We start from the raw sequence: 22,215 nt of genomic DNA, 5'->3' as shown, positions 1-22,215 counted from the left end.
CGCCCGCGAGTGCCGATGCTGTGTGTTTGCACACGGGTTATGACCCGTGCCGGCACTGGCGCAGCACGTCGTCGAGCATGGTCTCGGTCAGGCGGCCGGTGAAGGTGTTCTGCTGGGACACGTGATAGCTGCCGATGACGGCGACCCCTCGCCCGTCCGGTCGGGTCACCGGTACCTGCACGCCGTGCCCGAACGACGGGAGCGGGCGAGGCACCTGCCAGCCGAGGCGGCGCAGGGCCGCGAACGTGGCCTGCCAGCCGATCCCGCCCAGGGTGAGGATCGCCGTCAGGCGCGGTGCGAGCAGCTCGATCTCACGGTCCAGCCAGGGTGCGCAGGTGCGCTTCTCCTCCGGGGTGGGTGCGTTGTCTGGCGGAGCGCACCGCACCGCCGCCACGATCCGGGCGCCGTCGAGGTGCATCCCGTCTGCGGCGTCGATGCTGCCCGCCTGGTTCGCATAGCCGGCACGGTGCAGCGCAGCGAAGATCCAGTCCCCGGAGCGGTCCCCGGTGAATACACGCCCGGTGCGGTTCGCCCCGTGCGCTGCCGGGGCCAGCCCGACGATCAACAGGTGCGCGCCCGGGTCTCCGAAGCCAGGGGCTGGGCGCCCCCAGTACGGTTCGCCGTCGAAGGCCCGACGGCGGGTGGTCGCCACCTCTTCGCGCCATGCCACGAGGCGGGGGCAGGCACGGCAGACACTGGAGCGGGCGTCCAGCACCTCCAGCGACCGGGACGAGGCAGCAAGGCGCGCCACTTGTTCCCGATCCTTGGCACGGGTGGTGCCCGGTCGCGCCGGATCCTCCGGCCACCCGGTCCCGGGCGGCACCGGGGAACGGTAGGGCACCCCGGTGCGCGGGTGCGGCCGGATCTCCCGGTCCGGTCCGTCAGGCACTCTCGGTCACGTCGGCCACGGTGGCGTCCAGGTGGGCGAGCAGGTCGTCCCCGGCGAGCGTGACGCCGAAACCGTGCCCTCCCCCGCCGATCGAGACGCGCTGCCCGGCGAGGCGTGAGTCGGCCACGACCGGCCACGCGGTGGTGGCGCCGAACGGGGTGATGGTGCCGCGTGCGTAGCCGGTGACCTCCTTCGCCTTCTCCGCGTCCGGCATCGAGAGCCGGTTCACGCCGAGCAGCGCGCGCAGTTTGGGCCAGGAGATCGACCGGCTCCCCGGAACGAGGACGAACAGGTAGTCCCCCGTGCCGCGGCGTACCACCATCGTCTTGATCAGGCGATCCGGTTCGAGTCCGCGAGCGGCGGCGGCCTCCTCCAGTGAGGAGACCGGGCCGTGCCGGGTCACCTCGTAGTGCAGGTCGGTCTGTTCCAGCGCCTGCAGCGCTGGGGTGGTCTCGGTCATGGTTCTCCGTCTCTCCGGTCACCTCATCGTCGCATCCACCCCCGACGGCGGTACGCACCCCTGGCGGTCGGCTCACCACAGCTCGGGCTGCCGCGCTCGCTGGTTTCACTCCGGCGCAGCGTCGAGCGCCAGGTCCACGGTCGCGCGAATCTGCGCAGCGCTGGCTCCACCGGCTCGCGCCCGCCGCACGGCCGCGGTCACGTCAGAGAGATCGACCCCCGGAGCTACCGCCGACGCAGGGGCACCGTCCGCCACCCGAGTGCCGCCACCACGGCGGGAGACCACCCACCCCGCGTCCTCCAGCTCGCGATAGGCGCGGGCGACCGTACCGGCGGCCACTCCGAGGTCCGCGGCGAGCTGCCGGATCGGCGGGAGGCGGACTCCCGCCGGCAGAGCACCGGCCTGCATCAGGGCGAGCAGCTGCCGGCGCAGCTGCTCGTACGGCGGGGTCGGGTCGCCGTCATCGATGTGCACCTGCACGGCTCAGTCCTCCGATGGGGTGCGCGACGGTCGCGGCGAGAATGCTGTCACCAACAACGCGGCCGAGCTGGCAGCAGCCACTGCGACCGCTGCAAGGGTGAGTGCGAGGGTGAGCCGGGCCAGCACCAGTCCGTCCGGATCGAAGGCCGCCGGGAGGAGACCGAAGATCGCCAGTCCTGCCGCCGTCGCGGCGGTGGCGAGCGCCACCACCGCCAGCGCGGCGGCCACCGCTGCGGTCCGGGTGGCATCGTCGGCAGCAGCATCGGCATCGTCGAGACGGCCGCGCGGCCTGGACACGGCGAGCCAGATGTTGGTGGTGACCAGCGCGAGCAGCACGACGAAGGCAACGGCGAGCGGTGCGGTATAGAACTCACCGGGCCACGGCGACCGGTCGGCCCAGCAGTTCGTCCCGCAGGAGTAGCTCAGCGAACGTCCGCCGGAGTCGGCCATCAGCGTGGTGATCGTGGCGGCCGTCACGAGGAGGGCGACGCTCAGTCCGAGCAGCACCGTGCCGCGGCGCGGCACATAGCGTCGCAGACTGCGCACCTCCAGGGCGGCCCCACCGTCACGAAGTGCCGATCGGGTGACCATCTCCGCGGCGATCCCGCCGAGTACCCAGACGATCGCCACGACGACCGGCGCCAGGGCCAGGCCCTGGCCGTGCAGCCCGAGACCGGACACGTCCATCACCACACGCACGGCCAGCACAGCGGCGGCCACCCGGGCCATCAAGATGACGTTGCGGACGCGACGGACGCCGTCGTGATCGGCACGAGGTGTGGTGCCCCGGCTGAACACGGCGATCACGACGAACAGCGCCACGGCGGCGATGAGCACGAACGCCAGGAACAGCCAGACGATCCCGGTCATGATGATCTCCCTTTCTTGTACCGTTGATGTGACACAAAGATGGCAACGGACACATTTTGTGTCAAGTTGTTGATACAAGATGGGGACATCAATGACTCGCGGCACCGTGCACCACCTGGAGATCTGGCTGCCCGACGAGGCCGCCACGCACAGCTGGATCTGGTTGCTCACCGAACTCGGATACGTCTGTACGTCCCGATGGCCGGAGGGATCGTCCTGGTCGCTCGGGGCGACCTATCTGGTGCTGGAGCACGGTCCGGACGTGATCGGGGCACGGGCGGAGCGCCGTCAGCCGGGACTGAACCACCTGGCCTTCGACGGCGGCACGCGCGCCGAGGTGGAGGCGCTCACCGTGGCCGCCGGTCACCACGGGTGGACCTTGATGTTTGCCCACCGGCACCCGTGGGCCGGTGGCGACGAGCACTACGCCGCCTACCTGGAGGACGCGCGCGGGTTCGAGGTGGAGATCGTGGCGCAGGGATAGCCGCTGTCAGAGGCTGGTGCCAGACTCGGGTGCACCGGCACCGATGCCGGCCCTCCGCGCCACGGGAGGGCGGAACCTACCGAGGAGCAGCCATGCCGCACGGAGACATCACCCACATCGACATCCCGGTGAGCAACACCGAGCAGGCCATCGCCTTTTATCACCGGCTCTTCGGCTGGGAGATCGCCGAGATTCCCGGCTTCGAGGGGTACCCGATGTGGCGGGCACCGAATCAGGTCAGCGGCGGCGGACTCGCCCCACGCGGCGAAGGGTTCACCCAGCCTCGCTCCTACGTGGAGGTCGACTCGATCGAGGAGACGCTCGCGAAGGTGGCCGAGCTCGGCGGCACCGTGGTGATGGACAAGCAGCCGATCAGCGAGACCAGCTGGTGGGCGATCTTCACCGATGCCGACGGCAACACGATCGGGCTGTACGAGGGTGTCACCGACGCCGGCTGACCCGAGCGCACCTCGACATCAGGACAAGACCGCGCCGCGGTACTAGCGTCGGCTGAGTCATCACCCTCGGCGCAGCGGAAGGGCAGGACCGCATGAGCGAGTCACCCGCAGTTCACCGGCTCAACGGTCGGGTCATCGCGATCTGCATCGCCGCCGCACTCGGCGGATTCCTGTTCGGCTTCGATACGGCCGTCATCAATGGCGCCGTGGATGCCTTGGCTGGGGAGGCGCCGTCCGGTTTCGAGTTGGGCGCCGCGCTCAAGGGGTTCGCGGTCTCGTCCGCGCTGCTCGGCTGCGCCGCCGGGGCGTGGTTCGCCGGCGCTGTCGCCAACCACTTCGGGCGAGTCCCGACGATGGTGCTAGCCGCGGTGCTGTTCTTTGCCTCGGCCATCGGTTCCGGACTTGCCTTCGGCGTGGTCGACTTCATCGTCTGGCGCGTGGTGGGTGGAATCGGTGTGGGCGCCGCCTCGGTGATCGCACCCGCTTACATCGCCGAAGTGTCCCCGGCCCGGGTACGTGGACGGCTCGGCTCGCTGCAGCAGCTCGCGATCGTCACCGGCATCTTCGTCGCCCTGCTCTCCGATGCGATGCTCGCCAACACGGCCGGCGGTTCGGCGAACGAGCTGTGGTGGGGTCGGGAGGCCTGGCGGTGGATGTTCATGGCGGAGGCCGTCCCCGCCGCGGTCTACGGTCTGATGGCGTTGCGACTGCCGGAGTCACCGCGGTACCTGGTGGCCCGCGGGAAGATCGACAAGGCGTCCCAGGTGCTCTACGACTTCACCGGCGAGGTGAACGTCAACCTCCGCATCGAGGAGATCCGCGCCACGCTGCAGGAGGAGCACCTGCAGGTGCTCAGCGACCTGCGCGGCAAGCGGTTCGGGTTGAAGCCGATCGTGTGGGTCGGGATCCTGCTCTCGGTCTTCCAGCAGTTCGTCGGCATCAACGTGATCTTCTACTACTCCACCACGCTGTGGCGCTCGGTCGGCTTCGACGAGTCGAACGCGCTGACCATCACGGTGATCACGTCAGTGACGAACATCGTCGTGACGATCGTGGCGATCCTCCTGGTGGACAAGGTGGGCCGGCGGCCGATGCTGATGACCGGTTCGATCGGCATGGCGGTGACGCTGGGCATGATGGCGATCGCGTTCTCGTTCGCCACCCTGGTGACGAATCCGGACGGGACACAGACCGCCGAGCTCGACGCGCCATGGTCGATCGTGGCGCTGATCTGCGCGAACGGATTCGTGGTGTTCTTCGGCGTGAGCTGGGGCCCGCTGGTGTGGGTGCTGCTCGGCGAGATGTTCCCCAACTCGATCCGCGCGTGGGCGCTCTCGGTGGCTGCGGCGGCGCAGTGGATCGCGAACTTCTTCATCTCGACGACGTTCCCCGCCTTCGCCGAGATCGGCCTGCCGTTCGCGTACGGCTTCTACGCGTTCTTCGCACTGTTGTCGTTCTTCTTCGTGCTCACCAAGGTGCCGGAAACAAAGGGCCGGGAGCTCGAGGACATGAGTGATTCCCCGGTGGTGGAGCGGCGCCGCCGGGCTCGTCCGACCTCATGAGCGGCCAGGACGCGGGCCGCGGTGGACCCCGCCCCACGACATCCACAGATGGCCCGCACCGCCAGTTGGACCAATGCGCACCTGCCGCGGTGTGGGGCGAGCTCGTGGCCGCAACATTCGAGATGGACGGCGTCGTCGAAGGGCACAGCCAGGTGTCTCCACCGTCGTCACGCGCAGTGTTTCTCACCGACCTACTCAAGGAACGGAGTGCAGAGACCTCGCTCGCTCCGGGCCGCAGGCCGGAACCAGTACACCTGCACGGCGTGCACGACACCAGCATCCACCTCGTCCTTCCTGCCGACCGAGGAGACCAGCTGGTCGAGCTCGGTTGGGCTGAACCGCACCAGCACGGCGATTTCGGCACCGAGTGGATGGTGTACGGGCCCCGCAACCGGCATGAGCTGGAGGTCATTCTCGGCCTGATCGCCGAGTCCATCGCTTTCGCCCGAGGCGACTCATGCCTGGACGGACAACGCGATGCCGTCCAGAATGTCGTGCTCGCTGGTGATCACGTCGGTCAGGACGCCACCGGCGCCTGAGACCTCGGCCGCGACCCGCGCCAGCACCTCGGACCAGATGAGCGCGCCCGCACCGATCACGTCCACCCGACCCGGGTGCATGAAGCCGAGGGCCGCCCGCTCGGTGCGGGGCATCGCGAGCAGGTCGGCACAGGTGGCGCGCACCTGCGCGATGGGTAGCCGGGTGGCATTGATCCGTTCCCGCTGGTAGCTCTCCAGCCCGAGGGCGTGCGCCGTCACCGTCGTCACCGATCCCGCGACGCCGACGACCGTGCCCACCTGAGCAAGCGGCACCTCGGCGGCGGCCCGGTCCAGGGCAGTGCGCACTTCACCGACCGCGGAAGCGATCTGCGCCGCAGTGGGTGGATCGTCGTGCAGGTGGCGCTCGGTCATCCGCACACACCCCATGTCGAGAGAGATCGACGCATCAGGCGTCTGGCCACCGCCGAGCACCAGCTCGGTCGATCCCCCACCGATATCCACCACGAGGCGGTCCCCTGGCGCGTCCTCGCCAAGGATGCTGACCGCTCCGGCGAACGAGAGGGACGCCTCCTCCCCGCCGGAGATCACCTCCGCGTCGATGCCCAGGGCGGCCCGGACGCCGTCGAGGAAGACGTCCCGGTTGCGCGCGTCCCTGGTGGCGGACGTGGCGACGAACCGGACGGCCTCCACCTCGTGTTCCTCGCACAGCCGGGCGTAGCGGGTCGTGGCCTCGAGCGTGCGGTCCAGTGCGACCGGATCGAACTCACCGGTGCGGTCCACCCCCTGACCGAGCCGCACCACCTCCATCAGGCGCGTCACGTCAGTGAGCCGGCCATCGGCTCGGTCCGCGATCAGCAACCGGATGGAGTTCGTTCCGCAGTCGATGGCAGCCACTCGAGTCACGCTCCCAGCCTGCCATGCCGGCCGGCCATCGGCGGACCGGCTCCCTCGACGATCAGGTCAGGGACGCCGTCGGGCGCTTCAGCAGGTGCAGCGATCCGGGCGCCACGTCTCACGGATCATCTCCAGGGCTTCATCACCGAGCGGATTGATACCGGGGCCCACGGCGAGGGCGTGCGCGACGAGGACGTGCAGGCACTTCACCCGGGTGGGCATCCCGCCGGCGGAGATGCCGGCGATCTCGGCCACCTCCCCGAGCTCGGTGCGGCGGCGCAGGTAATCCTCGTGGGCACGCTGGTAGGCGGCGGCAAGCTCGGCGTCCTCACCGATCCGGTCCGTCATCTGACGCATCACACCGTTCGCCTCGAGCGTGCTGACGGCACCAACCGCACCCGGTGAGGTGAGGTAGAACGAGGTGGGGAACGGGGTGCCATCGTGCAGGCGCGGCAGGGTCCGCACCACCAGCGGGTTCCCGCACACGCACCGCGCAGCCACGGCCACCACACCGCGGGGGGTGCGGCCGAGCTGGGTGGCCACCGCGTCCAGGTCACCGGGTCGCAGGCGTTCGTCGGTCACTGCGTTCCTCACGCTCGTCTCGGGTCAGTCCTCGATCTCGCCGGCGACCTGCACCGAGTCCCACACGGTCAGGTACCAGGGGCCGGTCGGCGGCACCGAGACCGGGCCCTGGTCATCCGCCGCGGAGGCGGGTTCCTCGCCGGTCACGGTCTCGGGATCGACCACACGGTACGGGGTCTCCCCCGGCATCACGAATCCGAGCCGGTCGCGGGCTCGGGCCTGGACGTAGACCGGGTCCTCCCACTGGTCGATCTGCGCCTGCAGCTCGGCGTTGCGATCGCGAGCGGCGACGATCTGGGCAGCGAGATCGCGCTGCTCCTCCTGCTGGGTGACGTACGCCCGCAGCGTGGGCGCCAGCACGATGAACGCCATCAAGATCACCACGAAGAGCACCAGTCCGCGCACCGTGATCTGGCGCGGCTCGGTCGCCTCCTCGCGGGTCGCTCCGCCGCGCCGCGCAGTGGCGGACCGTCGAGTTGCGGAGGGCTTCGGCTGCGGCTTGCTCTGCGGACGGACCGACTTGGGTGCCGGCCGGGACGATGCCGAGCGCGGCGCGCTGCGCGAGGCGCCGCTGCGGGTGGCGGCACGTCCGGGTGCGCGCCCGGACGTGGTGCGGGGAACTGTTTTGCCGGCCGCCGCCTTGCCCGCTGCGCCCCCGTGGACCTGCGTGGGGTGGACCGACCACCCGCGGCCTGACCAGTGGCCGTGCTGGCGCCCGCTGCCTTGCTGGCGGCGGTCCTGCCACCTCCGGTGCGGCCCTTCGCCGGGGCGGTCTTCGTGGCCGTGGCTGCCTTGCTCGGGGTCGACGACGCGCGCGCAGGGGTGCGCGGTGAGGGAGGTCGTCGGGCAGCCACGACCCCATGGTCGCCCACGCTGGGCCGATTCTCCCGGAACGCCCGGCGCGAGTCGCTGGGTAGCGCTCCCCATCACACTCGCAAGGTGCCACTCGCTGTCGGTCCCGCGCCCCGATACCGACGACGAGTGGCACCCAGGCTTCGGTAGGTGCCATCCGCCGTCGGAAATCCCGGGCGGCACCGACGACGAGTGGCACCTCGCGGTGGTGGGCGAGGGCTCGGGACGCACCGACGACTGCCACCCCCGCTGGTAGGTGCCGTCCGCCGTCGACACCCCGAGCGACACCAACAACGAGTGGCGCCCAGGCTTCGGTAGGTGCCAACCGCCGTCGCTCATCCCGGGCGAGACCGACGACGAGCGGCACCTCGCGGGGCGCGGGGGCTCGGGACGCACGGACGGCGGGCACCCCGTGAGGTACCCGCCGTCAGTGATGGTTCGCGCAGAGCGCGAGGTCAGCGCTCGCTCAGGCGCTGGTGCCCTTCCACCGGGGGAAGGCGCCCGCACCGGCGTACCGGGCTGCGGCGTCCAGCTCGTCCTCGATGCGCAGGAGCTGGTTGTACTTGTTGATCCGCTCACCACGGGCGGGGGCACCAGTCTTGATCTGGCCGGCGTTCACCGCCACCGAGAGGTCGGCGATCGTGGTGTCCTCGGTCTCACCGCTGCGGTGGGAGACCATCGCGGTGAAGCCGTTGCGCTGCGCGAGCTCCACGGCGTCCAGGGTCTCGGTGAGCGAACCGATCTGGTTCAGCTTCACCAGCAGCGAGTTCGCCGCCTTGGTCTCGATGCCCTTGGCGAGGCGCTCCGGGTTGGTCACGAACAGGTCGTCACCGACGATCTGCACCTTGTCACCGATCTTGGCCACGAGCTCGGACCAGGAGTCCCACTCGTCCTCGCTCAGCGGGTCCTCGATGGAGACCAGCGGGTACTTGGCCACGAGGTCCTCGTAGTAGCTGATCAGCTCAGCCGGGGTGATGGACTTCCCCTCGAACTGGTAGGTGCCGTCGGAGAAGAACTCGGTCGAGGCCACATCCAGGGCGAGCGCGATCTGCTCACCCGGGGTGTAGCCGGCTTTCTCGATGGACTCGACAATCAGGTCCAGCGCGGCGTGGTTGCTCTCCAGGTTCGGCGCGAAACCGCCCTCGTCGCCCAGGCCGGTGGCCAGGCCGCGCTCCTTGAGCACACCCTTGAGCGCGTGGTAGACCTCCGCGCCCCAGCGCAGCGCCTCCTTGAAGGAGCTCGCACCGATCGGAGCGATCATGAACTCCTGGATGTCCACGTTGGAGTCGGCGTGCGACCCACCGTTGAGGATGTTCATCATCGGCACCGGCAGCACGTGCGCGTTCGGCCCACCGACGTAGCGGAACAGGGACAGGTCGGCGCTCTCGGCGGCGGCGCGCGCGGCCGCGAGGGAGACGCCGAGGATGGCGTTCGCGCCGAGCTTGCCCTTGTTCGGGCTGCCGTCGAGGTCGATCAGGGTCTGGTCGAGGTGGCGCTGGTCCGCGGCGTCGAGGCCGAGGATCTCCGGAGCGATGGTCTCGGTGACCGCGGCCACGGCGTTCTCCACGCCCTTGCCCAGGTAACGGCCCTTGTCGCCGTCACGGCGCTCCACCGCTTCGAATGCACCGGTGGATGCGCCCGAGGGAACTGCGGCGCGCGCGAACGAACCGTCCTCCAGGGCGATCTCCACCTCAACGGTCGGGTTTCCGCGAGAGTCGAGGATCTCGCGTGCTCCGACGGCCTCGATACTGGCCACAGTGACTCCTTCTGATGGATTCTGGGATCGGCCCGTGGATGCAGGGCCGACGGATTTCCAGGGGCCACTGTAGTAGGGCCGGAATGCTAGGGCGCGAGAGTCTCGGCAGCTGGCACTCCCGCGGCCTCGGCCGCTCGTACGGCTGCCTCCAGGGTCCGTACCCGCTCCCGCAACGCCGCTTCGGCGTCCATACCGGCGGCCACCGCGTCCCGCACGACGGCGTCCAGTCGCCCGCCGATGTCATCGCCCGGTTCGGGAAGGGGCACCTGGGCACGTTCGGAGCGGCGCACCACCTTCTGGGTGCGTGCAAGAGCGGGCGTGGACGCGGGAATCCCATCGAGCAGTGAAGCGCGCTGCTTCTCCGCGGCCTTGAGCTGCTCCCAGCGCTCGTTCACGTCCGAGGCCGTCACTGACGGCGCCTCGCCCTCGCCACCGTCCTCGTGCGGGTCAGCGGCGAACACGTGCGGGTGCCGGGACGTGAGCTTCGCGACCAGGGTGCGAGCGACGTCGTCGAGGTCGAATGGCTCCCCGAGGCTCCCCTCGGCAGCCACGCGGGCATGAAAGAGGACCTGCAGCAACAGATCGCCGAGCTCTTCGAGGAGGTGCTCCCGATCGCCGCTCTCGGCGGCCTCGGCCAGCTCGTGCGCCTCCTCGATCGCGTACGGAGCGAGCGAGGCGTGCGTCTGCTCGGCGTCCCACGGGCAGCCGCCCGGTGAGCGCAGCCGGTCCATCACCGCCACCGCCTCGCGCAGCGGATCCGCGTGCGGCGCAGTCACGGCCGATTCCGTACCGTGCCTGCCGCTCGGCGAGGTCATCCCTGCTCAGGAGGCGCTGCCGGGGCGAGGAGCCAGTCGTGCTGGGCCGGTGCGATCGCGCTCCCCTCGGCGAGCTCCGGGTCCCAGCTCCCGTACCGGGGGCTGATCTCGACGTCGAGCTCGGCCATCTGTTCATTCATCGCCGCCCCGATAGCCTGCGCATCGGGACTCTGGCCCAGCTCACCACTGACGATCAGGAACCGGGCCACCTCGATCGCACCGGCCGGGTACGACTCCGGGGCCTCCACCTGCGCCTGCGCGGACAACCCGTCCAGGTACGTCTCGGTCTCATCCACCGATGCTGCGACCCCGTGCTCCGCGGCGACGTCGAGCAGCACCGGTGCCTGGATCATCGTGGCGAGCATCAGATCCGGACCGACTTCGGCGTTCAGGAACGGCGCCAGGGCCTCCGTGGTCTCTGCGAGCTCACTCTCGCTGATCGTCTCACCGTTGACCACGGCAGCGGCGCCGGGTTCACCGGCACACCCGGCGGCGAACAGGGCAGCGGACAACACCGCCACCACGGGAGGGACGATGCGGCGCGTACGGGACGTCATTGCCACGGGAGACCTTTCGGAGCGGTTCGGTACCGAGACCCATGGTAGAGCCCGTCGGCGATGGCCTGGTGCCATGAATCGTCGCTCCGTCGGGTGTACCGGCGACACATCGCGGCACCTGGCGACGTCGATCCGACCGGTTCTGGTAAAGGTTGTTGAGACTCTAAGATGTTCAGTGAGTACAGGTCACGTGTACTCTTAACTCATTCGAGGCCGCCGATCGGGAGGGAGGATCCCGTGCAGCTCGCCGTCTCCACCGTGATCTTCGCCTTGCGGGACCCCGATCGCCGCTCGGCACGAACGGCTCTCGACGCCCCTCATCCGGTGCTGTCCCTCCCGTTGGTCTGCCGCGTGCGCGAGCCCTACGACGGTTTCTGGGCCCTCCCCGGTGGCCCGCTCCGCGGCGAGGAAGGTCTCACCGACGCTGCCGCCCGCACGCTGGAGGAGACCACGGGCCTGCGCCCCACTTACCTGGAGCAGCTGTACGCCTTCGGCGAGCCGGACCGCTCCGGGGCCACGGCCGCTGAGCCCGGTGAACGGGTGGTCTCGGTCGTCTACTGGGCCTTGGTGAGCCAGCACGAGGCCGCACGCGCCCGCGTGGGTCAGAACGTGCGGTGGCTCGCGGCCGATCAGCTGCCCGATCTCGCCTTCGACCACAACCTCATCGTCGACTACGCCCTGTGGCGGCTCCGCACCAAGGTGGAGTACTCCCGGATCGCGCACGCTTTCCTGGGTGAGCACTTCACCCTGCGCGAGCTGCGCGAGGTGCACGAGCTGGTCCTGCAACGCGAGCTGGATCCCGCCAACTTCCGCCGACAGGTGGAGGCGAGCGACGCCGTCGTGCCCACGGAGTCCTTCCGCACCGGCGGGCGACATCGCCCGGCACGGCTCTACCGCTACAACACCGCAATCGCGCCGGTGGATCTCGGCCCTCTGGCCGCCCCGCCGACCACCCCTGAACCGAGTCCCACTCCCCCGGCCACGAGGAGCTCCCGATGAGCCAGACCGCCTCCGTCGACACCCGCATCCAGCTGATCACCACCCAGCAGGCACCGGGCAGCACGTGTTCACCCGACCTCGCACAGGGGCCGTGGGAGTTCGACCCACAGCCCGGGTACGGCCCCGGCGCGTCGATGGCCGACGAGATTCCCACCACCGCCCCCCGCCAGGGCGAGCTGCCGGACGCCTACAAGCAGGCCTCCACCGAGGACCTGCACGCACGCATCCGCGCCGCGAAGGAGACGCTGGGTGAGAAGCTGGTGATCCTCGGCCACTTCTACCAGCGCGACGAGATCATCGCCCACGCCGACTTCGTAGGCGACTCATTCCAACTCGCGAACGCCTCACTGACCCGCCCCGAGGCGGAGGCGATCGTGTTCTGCGGCGTGCACTTCATGGCCGAGACGGCTGACATGCTCTCCCAGCCCGAGCAGGCCGTGATCCTGCCGAACCTCGCGGCCGGCTGCTCGATGGCCGACATGGCCGACATCGATCAAGTGGAGGAGTGCTGGGAACAGCTGATGGACGTCTATGGCCCCACGGCCGACGACGGACGCCAGAGCGTCATCCCTGTCACCTACATGAACTCCTCCGCCGCCATCAAGGGGTTCTGCGGCCGCAACGGGGGCATCGTGTGCACCTCCTCCAATGCCGCCACGGTGCTGGAGTGGGCGTTCGAGCGTGGGCAGCGGGTGTTGTTCTTCCCCGACCAGCACCTCGGCCGCAACACCGCCAAGGCGATGGGCATCTCGCTGGATCAGATGCCCATGTGGAACCCGAACAAGCCGCTCGGCGGCAACGACGAGCAGTCGCTGCTCGACGCCGAGGTGATCCTCTGGCACGGCTTCTGCTCGGTGCACCGCAGGTTCACCGTCGCCCAGATCGAGGCGGCCCGTGCCGAACACCCGGGCGTCCGGGTGATCGTGCACCCCGAGTGCCCGATGCCCGTTGTGGATGCCGCGGACGAATCGGGGTCCACCGACTACATCACCAAGGCGATCGCCGCCGCGACCGAGCCGACCACCTTCGCGATCGGCACCGAGATCAACCTGGTGCAGCGCCTGGCCGCCGAGTACCCGCAGCACACCATCTTCTGCCTGGACCCGGTGGTCTGCCCGTGCTCGACGATGTACCGGATCCACCCGGGCTATCTCGCCTGGGTGCTGGAGTCCCTCGTCGATGGCACCGTGGTGAACCAGATCCAGGTGCCCGACGACGTCACCACACCCGCGCGGGTGGCGCTGGAGCGGATGCTCGCCGCCAAGCCACCGGCCGCGGCCGGGACGAGCGCATGACCCGCACCCTGGTGGTGGGTACCGGCATCGCCGGCCTCATCACCGCCCTCGCCCACCCCCGCCCCGAGCAGGTGCTGGTGGTCACCAAGTCCGAGCCCGCGGCCAGCAACACCTACGCCGCCCAGGGCGGGATCGCTGCCGTCACCCACCCCCCGGCCCCGGGCGACAGCGTGGCCTCGCACGTGTCCGACACCCTCACCGCCGGCGCCGGGCACTGCGACCCCGCTGCCGTGCAGGCTCTGTGCGCCGACGGTGCGGACCGGATCGTCGACCTACTCGCAGCCGGGGTGCCGTTCGACCGGACCACCGACGGCGAGCTCTCCCGCGGCCTGGAGGCCGCCCATTCGGTGGCGCGGATCCTGCACGCCGGTGGGGACGCCACCGGGGCCGGGATTGCCGATGCTCTACTGGCCACCGCGGCACGCGCCGGCATCGAGGTGCGCGGGCACACCCTGGTCACCGAGCTGATCACCGACGGCGGACGCGTGCGTGGCGCACGTGTGCTCACCTCCTCCGGTGGGCAGGAAGAGCTGGCCGCTGACGCCGTCGTGCTGGCCACCGGAGGGGCGGGCCAGCTATACCCGTACACCTCCAACCCCGCCGTGGCCACCGGTGACGGGGTTGCCCTGGCCGCTCGGGCCGGTGCCGCGCTGGCGGACCTGGAGTTCTACCAGTTCCACCCCACCACGCTGGCGCTGCCGGGCAACTTCCTCGTCTCGGAGGCGGTCCGCGGCGAGGGTGCCGTCCTGCGGGATGCGGCCGGGGAACGGTTCATGATCGGCGTGCATCCCGATGCCGAGCTCGCCCCGCGGGACGTGGTGGCCCGCGCCGTCGCGGACCGGATGCGCAGCACGGGCGCGCCGGTGAGCCTCGACGCCACCGCGCTCGGGGCAACCCGGCTCGCCGAGCGGTTCCCCAGCATCGACACCGCCGCGCGGGCTGCCGGACTGGACTGGGCTCGCGAGCCGGTCCCGATTACGCCGGCCGCGCACTACTGGATGGGCGGGGTGACCACCGACCTGGCCGGACGTACCTCCGTGCCCGGGCTCTACGCCATCGGAGAGGTGGCCCGCACGGGGGTGCACGGAGCGAACCGGCTCGCCTCCAACTCCCTCCTCGAAGGTGCCGTGTTCGGGCACCGTGCCGCACTGGCAGTGGCCGCGGACATCAGCACTGTCGACTGGTCGCCCGCTCTCCACGCGCCCGATCAGAACGATGCGTCGATCACCAGCAGCACCCTCGCCTACCCGAACTGCACCCGGGCGAGCCTGCAGGACTTGATGTGGGACGCCGTCGGACTGGGCCGGGACGGGGAGGAGCTCGCTGCGGCCGAGCGCACGCTCGCCGGATGGGCCGGGGGCGCACCTGCCTCCGCGGTGAGCACCTACGAGGACGCCAACCTGTTCCTGCTGGCCCGGCTCACCGCCCGGGCCGCCCGACTGCGCACCGACTCGATCGGTGCGCACCACCGTGACGACGCACGAGTCCTGGAGACGGCCTCATGATGACGCCCGCACACATCGAGACGGTGGTCGCCGCCGCACTCGCCGAGGATGCGCCCTGGGGCGACGTCACCGGCGGGGCGTTCGTTCCGCCGTCGGCCTACGCGACCGCGCTGCTGCGCGCCCGGACTGAAGGAACCTTGGCAGGTTCGGAGGTGGCAAGCACCGCGTTCCGGCTGGTCGACGCCGACACGGTGGTGCGCTGGGAGCGGGCCGACGGCGATCGGTTCAGCCACGGAGACACCCTCGCCCGGGTGCAGGGGTCAGCGCGCGAGGTGCTGCGGGCGGAGCGGATCGCCCTGAACTTCGTGCAGCGCATGTCCGGGATCGCCACCCTCACCGCGGCGTTCGTGGACGCAGTGGCCGGCACCGGGGTGCGGATCGTCGACACCCGCAAGACCACACCCGGGCTGCGGGCGCTGGAGAAGCACGCCGTCCGCGCCGGGGGCGGGCACAATCACCGGTTCTCCCTCTCGGACGCGGTGATGGTCAAGGACAACCACCTCGCGGTGGCGCGGGCCGCCGGCATCGGGGTGACCGAGGCGATCGGCGCCGCCAAGCAGCAGCTCGGGCACACCACCCACCTGGAGGTGGAGGTCGATCGGATCGAACAGATCCAGCCGGTGCTGGCCGCCGGGGTGGACACGATCATGCTCGACAACTTCTCCCTCGAGGACCTGCGCGCCGGGGTGACGCTGGTGGCTGGGCGAGCGATCGTGGAGGCGAGCGGGGCGATTGGCCTGGATACGGTACGGGCTGTGGCCGAGACCGGGGTGGACGTGATCAGCGTGGGTGCGCTGACGCACTCGGCGCCGGCCCTGGATCTCGGACTGGACATCGAGGTGGCATGACGGCGCTGTACCTGGATGCCGCAGCGACCACCGCGATGCGCCGCGAGGCATTGGAGGCGATGTGGCCCTATCTCACCGGAGAGTTCGGGAACCCGTCGAGCCATCACAGCCTGGGTGAACGAGCGGCGGCGGGGCTGCAGGAGGCGCGGCGGTCCGTCGCTCGCGTGCTGGGCTGCCGGGCGAGCGAGGTGACGTTCACCTCCGGGGGACCGAGTGCGACAACCTGGCCATCAAGGGGCTGGCGTTGGCGAACCCGCGCGGGCGCCACCTGGTGACCTCGGGAATCGAGCACGAGGCGGTGCTGGAGTCGGTGGACTACCTGCGCCGGGTGCACGGGTTCGAGGTGTCCACGGTGCCGGTGGACGGTGCCGGCGTGGTGACGGCGGATGCGTTGCGGTCGGTGCTGCGCGAGGACACCACGCTGGTGAGCATCGCGCTGGCGAACAACGAGATCGGGACCGTGCAGGACGTCGCCGCGCTGGCCGAGGCGGCCCACGCGGTGGGTGCACTGATGCACACCGACGCGGTGCAGGCCGCCGGCTGGCTGCCGCTGGAGGTCGGCCGGCTCGGGGTCGACGCGCTGAGCCTCTCCGGGCACAAGGTCGGTGCCGGCAAGGGCATCGGCGCGGTGTTCCTGCGTGGTCGCCTTCCGGTGGAGCCTGTCCTGCACGGGGGTGGGCAGGAGCGCGAGCGCCGGTCAGGGACCGAGAACGTGGCCGGGGCGGTGGCGATGGGGGTAGCGCTGTCGTTGGCTGAGTCCGAGCGGGAGGCGCGGGTGGCGCGGGTCGGGGCGGCGATGGCCGACTTCACCGCGCGGGTGCTGGAGCTGGTGCCGGCGGCGCAGCTCACCGGAAGTCCGGCCGCACCACCGCCAGGGGCGGGGTCGATACGGGACGGGAGTACCGCCGTCGGACGACTGCCCAACCATGCCTCGTTCTGCTTCCCGGGGGTCTCGGGCGAGGCGGTGCTGCTGGAGCTGGAACGGCGCGGGGTGATCAGCTCGAGCGGGTCGGCGTGCGCGGCGGGGTCGGACGAGCCCTCGCATGTGCTCCTGGCCTGCGGGATCGCGCCGGAGGTGGCGCAGACGTCGGTGCGCTTCACAGCCGGTGCCGACGTCGATGCCGAGGGCCTGGCGGCCGCCGCGGACCTGGTGGCCGAGTCGGTGGGCGCGCTCGCCGGGTAGGTGCCGCTCGCTGTCGGTATCGCCCCGGTAGGTGCCACTCGCCGTCGGCACCGGCCCGCGAAGTGCCACCCGTCGTCACCACCACCCCGCGAGGTGCCACTCGCCGTCGGCACCGGCCCGCGAAGTGCCACTCGTCGTCGGCATCTCGGCGTGCTGACGACGACCCATGGCACCAACCCGCGAGGTCATACCAGCGTGGTGCCAACGGTTGTCGGGATGAGGGCGGGCGGCGACGAATGATGGCACCTCGCTCACCGGGTAGGTGCCGGTATCCGTCGGCAGCCGGTGGCACTATGCCGCGTGTCGGAGGGCCGGTCGCCATCCGCGATCGATCAACGCGTCGCGGATCTCGGCGACGATCCGGGCGCGCGCGGCGCCACGGTGCGACTTGTTGACACGGATCACCAGCCATCCCGCGCGACCGAAGGCGTTCAGCCGGTCCACGTCGGTGTTGTACTGGCCGATGTCCGTCCGATGATGGTCGCCGTCGTACTCGACGATCACCTTCTGCTCGCGGAACACCATGTCGCCGTACCCTATGAACTCACCATCGGCGTCGTAGATCGCCGGATTGATCTCCGGCTCCGGAAGGCCCGCCTGGATGAGGTCGACGCGCAGCGACGACTCCTGCCCGGAGTCCGTGCCGGGGCGCACATCGAGCAGAGCTCGGTACAGCCGGCCATGTCCGGGCACTCCGCGCAGCGAGTCGACTGCGGCCTGCAACTGGTCGATCGTCGCCATCGGCTGTTGTCGGCGAAGGAGCGAGTCCCCGACCGCCACCAGTTCCCGCTCACTCAGCACCCAGGCCAGTTGACGCCAGGTGGAGACCGGCGAGGACGTCGGCACGCCGTCATGATCGCCACTGCCTGCGTGGTCCTTGACCTGCACCACCGATGTGTACCGGCGATCGAGGTGGTGCCCACGGACCCCGTCCAACCGCGGCGACCTACCGGGATTGAACACTGCGAGATCGATCGCTGTGTCGCCACGAAAGCGCGCCGGCAACGGGAGACCGTGCAGCCGCGCAGCTGTGGCATGGGAGATGAAGCAGTCCGGGCGCACCTCCGCGAGCGCGCGACACAGGTCGAGCAGCGTGGGCTCGCGATCAGCCGGCAGGCGGGTCCCGACGAAGGGTGCGACAAGGTCGGCACGGCGGAGTCGCTCCGGATGAACTCCCTGATCAACGGCTTGTCTGACGGCGAAAGGCCGGTCCACCAGGTTCGACGGCAACGGGTGAGGAGGTCTCATGAACCGACCGTGGCGCGTGCGGCATCGCGATGTCGGGGCACATCGACCGTGCTGTGGATAGAGGTGCATGTCCACAGCCAGAAAGTCCACGAGGTGCGACGTGTGCAAAGTGCCGGTCGTCGTCGCGATCAGCGCGGGCGAGCGACGAGGAGTGGCACCTACCGTGGCGCCCATTCCCGGTAGGTGCCGGTCGTCGTCGCGATCGGGGCGCATTGGCGACAAGGAGTGGCACCTCGCCGTGGGCACCGATCCCGGTAGGTGACACCGATCGTCGCCAACCGCCCCCAGATGCGACCAACGATGGCACCTCGTGGCGCCACACCGACCAACGATGGCACCTCGTGGCGGCACACCGACCAACGATGGCACCTCGCCGCCGGGACTCGACAAGCAGCGGCACCTACCGGCCTAGCGTGTCCCAACCCGAGCGTGTCCCAACCCGAGTGGCTCCGACCTGGCAACGCGCCGCACATGTACCTGTTGCCCCGGGTGTAAACGAGCGTTTACACTGGTCAGATGATGGATGAAGCGCGGCGAGAGGCACCGCAACCGGGCAGCACGCCCGAGCGGATCCTCGCGGCTGCCGTGCGCCGGTTCGGCGCGGACGGCTTCGGCGTCGGGCTGCGAGAGATCGGGGCTGACGCCGGCGTCAGCGCGGCCTTGGTGATCCGGCACTACGGATCCAAAGACGGCCTGCGCCGCGCCTGTGACGAGCACGTCCTCACGGAGGTGCGCCGGGTCAAGATGGAGTCCGTCGGCGCCACCGATACCCGCAGTCTGCTCGAGCAGCTCGCACACATCGAGGAGTTCGCACCACTGACCGGCTATGTGATCGCCAGTCTCATCGACGGCGGCGAGCTCGCCCGGGACCTGATCGAGCACATGATCGCCGACGCCGTCGACTACATGGCCGAGGGAGAGCGGACCGGAAAAATCAAGCCCAGTCGCGACCCGGAAGCACGAGCGCGCTACCTCACGTACTCCGGGCTGGGCGGACTGCTGCTGCAGATCCGGCTCGCGCAGGTGGACGGTCCACGCGATCCCGTCGCCATGTTGCGCACCTACATGGAGAAGTCCATGATCCCCAGCCTCGAGCTCTACACCGAGGGCATCTTCACTGACAGCCGCATCCTGGACGCCGTCCTCGAGGCCGGGTACGGGCACCAGCAGAACGGGGCCATCCCCGCCCCGCACGACGTCGCGACCGACCCGCCGAACGAGACCTCGGCGCCACCCGGGCAGCACGCCCGCTGACCGGCGCCGCACCCACCTCCGCAATGGAGCAACGCTCCCGCCTGACCCCGGCGACCTGAATCGCCATGCCCACAAGGAGGCACCCGATGACCGACGTCATCACGATCAACACCCTCGTCAAGGACTACGGCCGCGTCCGCGCACTGGACGGCCTCGACCTGTCTGTCGCCCCCGGCGAGGTGCACGGCCTGCTCGGCCCGAACGGCGCCGGCAAGACCACCACCATCCGCATCCTGCTCGGCCTGCTACGACCCACGTCCGGCACTGCCCGGCTGTTCGGTCAGGACCCGGCGGCCGACGCCGTCGCCCTGCACCGGCGACTCGCCTACGTGCCGGGCGACGTGGAGCTGTGGCCCAACCTCACCGGCGGAGAGGCGATCGACGTGTTCTCGCGCCTGCGCGGTGGAGCAGACCGCTCGCTGGTGGAGTCCCTCGCGGGGCGTTTCGATCTGGACCTGCGCAAGAAGGGACGCACCTACTCCAAGGGGAACCGGCAGAAGGTTGCTCTGGTCGCCGCGCTGGCCAGCGAGGTGGATCTGCTCATCCTGGACGAGCCGACGGCGGGCCTCGACCCGCTGATGGAGGCCGTCTTCCAGGAGTGCATCGCCGAGGCGAAGGCGAAGGGCGTCTCCGTGCTGCTCTCCAGCCACATCCTCGCCCAGGTGGAGGCGCTGGCGGACCGCGTCTCCATCGTGCGCGCCGGGAAGACCATCGAGACCGGCACACTGGCCGAGCTGCGTCACCTCACCCGTACCTCGGTGGTGGTGACCACGGAGCAGCCCGCCACCGCGATCGCCGATCTCACCGGAGTGCACAACCTCACCACCGCCGACGGCGAGACTCGCCTCGAGGTGGACGGTGAGCAGGTGGATGCTCTGATGCGCGCCCTGGCCCCGCTCGGTGTGCGTTCGATCGTCGCCCACCCGCCGACGCTGGAGCAGCTGCTGCTGCGTCACTACGGCAGCGACGAGGAAACGAACGCAGCAGCCACCGCCGAGCCGGTGGCAGCCGGCAAGCACACGGGGAGCACCCGATGACCACCGCGACCCGCACAGCCACATCTGCGGCACGCGCGAGCGGCCCCCTCACCGGGACGGGCCACCTGCTGCGGTTCATGCTTCGGCGCGACCGGATCCGACTGCCTGCCTGGGTGATCGGGATCGGCATCTTCGTGCCGTACTTCTTCACTGCGTTCCAGACGCTGTTCCCATCGGAGGACGAGCTGGCGAGCCTGTCCGCCTTCACCTCAGGGCCGATGATCGGCCTGCTCGGCGGGCCGGGATACGGGCTCGGTGACGGACTCAGCTACCAGACCTTCTTCACCGCGATCTACGTCACGTACTTCATGCTCGCCGCTGCGCTGATGAACATCCTGCTCGTCTCCCGGCACACCCGGATGGAGGAGCAGACCGGCCGGGCCGAGCTGATCCGGGCCAACGTCGTCGGCAGGTACGCCTCGCTCACGGCCACCCTCATCACGGCACTGATCAGCAACGCCCTCATCACGCTCGTCATGTGGGGTGGGCTGCTGGCGTTCGACTCGCCCGCCTCCGGTGCACTGCTCGTGGCGCTCGGGACCGGCCTGTTCGGACTGGTGTTCGCTGGCGTGGCGGCGACCGCCGCCCAGATCAGCGAGTACTCCCGGGTGGGCAGCGGCATCGCCGGCGCCGTGCTCGGCGGCACCTACGTGCTGCGCGCAGCCGGGGACATGAGCAGTGAGCACGGCAACCTGCTCTCCTGGATCACCCCGTACGCCTGGTCGCAGCAGACCCGGGCATTCGTGGACGAACGGTGGTGGCCGCTCGGGATCTCGGTGCTCGTGGCCGCGGCGCTGGTCGCCTTGGCGTACCGACTCTCGGACCGTCGCGACCTCGGTGCCGGCCTACGCGCTTCCCGGCGCGGCCGAGCGGGCGCCCCGGACTGGCTGACCAGTCCGACCGCACTCGCCCTCCGCCTGCACCGCGGCGGTATCCGTGGCTGGGCGATCGGCCTGATCATCGCCGGCCTCGTCTACGGCAGCACCACCGGACCGTTCGTGGACTCCTTCGCCGACATGAGCGGAACCATGGGCACGATGTTCACCGGCGGCCCGGACCCTGTGCTCGGCTACCTCAACACCCTGATGGTGATGATGGTGATCACCACAGCGGTCTACGCTCTGCTCGCGATCATGCGCGCCAAGTCCGAGGAACTGGACGGACGGGCGGAGCCGGTGCTGGCCACCGCTACCAGCAAGCAGGCCTGGCTGGCCGGGCATGTGCTCGTGACGGCGGTCGCTTCCGTGGTGCTGCTGGTGCTCGCCTGCGCAGCCATGGGTCTGACGGCGGCCGCCAGCACCGGTGACTGGGACCTGCTCGGACAGATGACAGTGGCCGGTCTCGTCGGGACACCGGCGGTGCTGGTGATCGTCGGGCTTGCCACCGCTCTATACGGACTCTCCCCCCGGCTCATGGCGATCGCCTCCGTGGTGGTGGCCTTCAGCGGTCTCGCCGCCTTCTTCGGGGAGCTGCTGGATCTGCCGGAGGTGCTGCTGGCGATCTCGCCGTGGTACCACACCCCGACTGTCCCCGGCGGGGACATCACGGGGGCGCCACTGCTGGCTCAACTGGCCGTGGCTGCCGGACTGGCCGTCCTGGGACTGCTGGCGTTCCGCCGTCGGGACCTGGTCACCACCTGAGAACCGGAAATCGCACGTCGATCTGGTCGCCAGATCGACGTGCGATT

22 protein-coding genes and 1 pseudogene are annotated in these 22,215 nt (G+C 70.1%); 12 read left to right on the top strand and 11 right to left on the bottom strand.

What is annotated here, in order from left to right; all coding sequences use genetic code 11:
• Positions 1-37: 37 nt before the first annotated feature.
• The 4 genes from BLU77_RS19375 to BLU77_RS19360 all read right to left on the bottom strand — a co-directional run bounded on the left by BLU77_RS19375 (position 38) and on the right by BLU77_RS19360 (position 2,699).
• Positions 38-889 (bottom strand): uracil-DNA glycosylase, encoded by an 852-nt coding sequence (locus tag BLU77_RS19375; protein ID WP_089774847.1) that lies wholly within the window; start codon positions 887-889, stop codon positions 38-40.
• Positions 882-1,349: an aminoacyl-tRNA deacylase gene (locus BLU77_RS19370; protein ID WP_089774845.1), complete on the bottom strand. Its 468-nt coding sequence runs from the start codon at positions 1,347-1,349 to the stop codon at positions 882-884. The genes BLU77_RS19375 and BLU77_RS19370 overlap by 8 nt, the downstream gene beginning before the upstream one ends.
• Positions 1,350-1,454: 105 nt before the next feature.
• Positions 1,455-1,829, bottom strand: a complete 375-nt coding sequence (locus BLU77_RS19365) for a GntR family transcriptional regulator (RefSeq protein ID WP_245708955.1) — start codon at positions 1,827-1,829, stop codon at positions 1,455-1,457.
• Positions 1,830-1,832: 3 nt separating this feature from the next.
• On the bottom strand, positions 1,833-2,699 hold the full coding sequence (locus tag BLU77_RS19360) for a hypothetical protein (protein WP_089774843.1): 867 nt from the start codon (positions 2,697-2,699) through the stop codon (positions 1,833-1,835).
• Positions 2,700-2,790: 91 nt separating this feature from the next.
• Between BLU77_RS19360 and BLU77_RS19355 the strand changes: the two genes are divergently transcribed.
• The 4 genes from BLU77_RS19355 to BLU77_RS19340 all read left to right on the top strand — a co-directional run bounded on the left by BLU77_RS19355 (position 2,791) and on the right by BLU77_RS19340 (position 5,742).
• Positions 2,791-3,183: a VOC family protein gene (locus BLU77_RS19355; protein WP_245708954.1), complete on the top strand. Its 393-nt coding sequence runs from the start codon at positions 2,791-2,793 to the stop codon at positions 3,181-3,183.
• Positions 3,184-3,275: 92 nt separating this feature from the next.
• Positions 3,276-3,641: a VOC family protein gene (locus BLU77_RS19350; RefSeq protein ID WP_089774839.1), complete on the top strand. Its 366-nt coding sequence runs from the start codon at positions 3,276-3,278 to the stop codon at positions 3,639-3,641.
• 92 nt (positions 3,642-3,733) lie between these two features.
• On the top strand, positions 3,734-5,203 hold the full coding sequence (locus tag BLU77_RS19345; protein WP_089774837.1) for a sugar porter family MFS transporter: 1,470 nt from the start codon (positions 3,734-3,736) through the stop codon (positions 5,201-5,203).
• Between the two features lie 104 nt (positions 5,204-5,307).
• A complete protein-coding gene (locus BLU77_RS19340; RefSeq protein ID WP_175477228.1) occupies positions 5,308-5,742 on the top strand; it encodes a luciferase domain-containing protein in 435 nt (144 codons plus the stop codon).
• Here BLU77_RS19340 and BLU77_RS19335 read toward each other — a convergent pair.
• From BLU77_RS19335 to BLU77_RS19310, 6 genes are all read right to left on the bottom strand, one after another.
• Entirely contained in the window at positions 5,659-6,606 is a 948-nt protein-coding gene (locus BLU77_RS19335; RefSeq protein ID WP_089774835.1) for a Ppx/GppA phosphatase family protein, read from the bottom strand. The genes BLU77_RS19340 and BLU77_RS19335 overlap by 84 nt on opposite strands.
• 78 nt (positions 6,607-6,684) lie before the next feature.
• Positions 6,685-7,179, bottom strand: a complete 495-nt coding sequence (locus BLU77_RS19330; protein ID WP_089774834.1) for a DUF501 domain-containing protein — start codon at positions 7,177-7,179, stop codon at positions 6,685-6,687.
• A gap of 24 nt (positions 7,180-7,203) precedes the next feature.
• Entirely contained in the window at positions 7,204-8,106 is a 903-nt protein-coding gene (locus tag BLU77_RS19325) for an FtsB family cell division protein (RefSeq protein ID WP_175477227.1), read from the bottom strand.
• A gap of 391 nt (positions 8,107-8,497) precedes the next feature.
• Positions 8,498-9,787 (bottom strand): phosphopyruvate hydratase, encoded by a 1,290-nt coding sequence (gene eno, locus BLU77_RS19320; protein WP_089774830.1) that lies wholly within the window; start codon positions 9,785-9,787, stop codon positions 8,498-8,500.
• A gap of 86 nt (positions 9,788-9,873) precedes the next feature.
• A complete protein-coding gene (locus BLU77_RS19315; RefSeq protein ID WP_245708953.1) occupies positions 9,874-10,563 on the bottom strand; it encodes a MazG nucleotide pyrophosphohydrolase domain-containing protein in 690 nt (229 codons plus the stop codon).
• 35 nt (positions 10,564-10,598) lie between these two features.
• Positions 10,599-11,159: a SurA N-terminal domain-containing protein gene (locus tag BLU77_RS19310; RefSeq protein WP_139177859.1), complete on the bottom strand. Its 561-nt coding sequence runs from the start codon at positions 11,157-11,159 to the stop codon at positions 10,599-10,601.
• A gap of 237 nt (positions 11,160-11,396) precedes the next feature.
• Between BLU77_RS19310 and BLU77_RS19305 the strand changes: the two genes are divergently transcribed.
• The 5 genes and pseudogenes from BLU77_RS19305 to BLU77_RS19285 all read left to right on the top strand — a co-directional run bounded on the left by BLU77_RS19305 (position 11,397) and on the right by BLU77_RS19285 (position 16,989).
• The gene (locus BLU77_RS19305; protein ID WP_245708952.1) at positions 11,397-12,158 is read left to right on the top strand and encodes an NUDIX hydrolase; all 762 of its coding nucleotides are present in this window, start codon (positions 11,397-11,399) and stop codon (positions 12,156-12,158) included.
• Positions 12,155-13,453 (top strand): quinolinate synthase NadA, encoded by a 1,299-nt coding sequence (gene nadA / locus BLU77_RS19300; RefSeq protein ID WP_089774823.1) that lies wholly within the window; start codon positions 12,155-12,157, stop codon positions 13,451-13,453. Before BLU77_RS19305 ends, nadA begins: the two co-directional genes overlap by 4 nt.
• Positions 13,450-14,958 carry an L-aspartate oxidase gene (gene nadB, locus BLU77_RS19295; protein WP_089774821.1) on the top strand — a complete coding sequence of 503 codons (1,509 nt, stop codon included), beginning with the start codon at positions 13,450-13,452 and terminating at the stop codon, positions 14,956-14,958. The genes nadA and nadB overlap by 4 nt, the downstream gene beginning before the upstream one ends.
• Positions 14,955-15,806 (top strand): carboxylating nicotinate-nucleotide diphosphorylase, encoded by an 852-nt coding sequence (nadC, locus tag BLU77_RS19290; RefSeq protein ID WP_089774819.1) that lies wholly within the window; start codon positions 14,955-14,957, stop codon positions 15,804-15,806. The genes nadB and nadC overlap by 4 nt, the downstream gene beginning before the upstream one ends.
• Positions 15,803-16,989 (top strand): annotated as a pseudogene (locus BLU77_RS19285) (cysteine desulfurase family protein). Before nadC ends, BLU77_RS19285 begins: the two are co-directional and overlap by 4 nt.
• A 291-nt stretch (positions 16,990-17,280) precedes the next feature.
• On the opposite strand, the gene BLU77_RS19280 reads toward BLU77_RS19285, so the two are convergent.
• Complete coding sequence (locus BLU77_RS19280) at positions 17,281-18,237, bottom strand: DUF559 domain-containing protein (RefSeq protein WP_245708951.1); 957 nt, start codon at positions 18,235-18,237, stop codon at positions 17,281-17,283.
• A 516-nt stretch (positions 18,238-18,753) separates the two neighbouring features.
• Between BLU77_RS19280 and BLU77_RS19275 the strand changes: the two genes are divergently transcribed.
• The 3 genes from BLU77_RS19275 to BLU77_RS19265 all read left to right on the top strand — a co-directional run bounded on the left by BLU77_RS19275 (position 18,754) and on the right by BLU77_RS19265 (position 22,168).
• Complete coding sequence (locus tag BLU77_RS19275; RefSeq protein ID WP_245708950.1) at positions 18,754-19,491, top strand: TetR/AcrR family transcriptional regulator; 738 nt, start codon at positions 18,754-18,756, stop codon at positions 19,489-19,491.
• Between the two features lie 86 nt (positions 19,492-19,577).
• A complete protein-coding gene (locus BLU77_RS19270) occupies positions 19,578-20,528 on the top strand; it encodes an ABC transporter ATP-binding protein (RefSeq protein ID WP_089774817.1) in 951 nt (316 codons plus the stop codon).
• Positions 20,525-22,168, top strand: a complete 1,644-nt coding sequence (locus BLU77_RS19265; RefSeq protein ID WP_089774815.1) for an ABC transporter permease — start codon at positions 20,525-20,527, stop codon at positions 22,166-22,168. The genes BLU77_RS19270 and BLU77_RS19265 overlap by 4 nt, the downstream gene beginning before the upstream one ends.
• The last annotated feature ends 47 nt before the right edge of the window (positions 22,169-22,215 follow it).

Origin of the sequence: Ruania alba, from assembly GCF_900105765.1 — a bacterium.
GTDB classification, from domain to species: Bacteria; Actinomycetota; Actinomycetes; order Actinomycetales; family Beutenbergiaceae; genus Ruania; species Ruania alba.
Note: the sequence above shows the minus strand (reverse complement) of the source record. Positions and strands in the feature narration are given on the sequence as shown.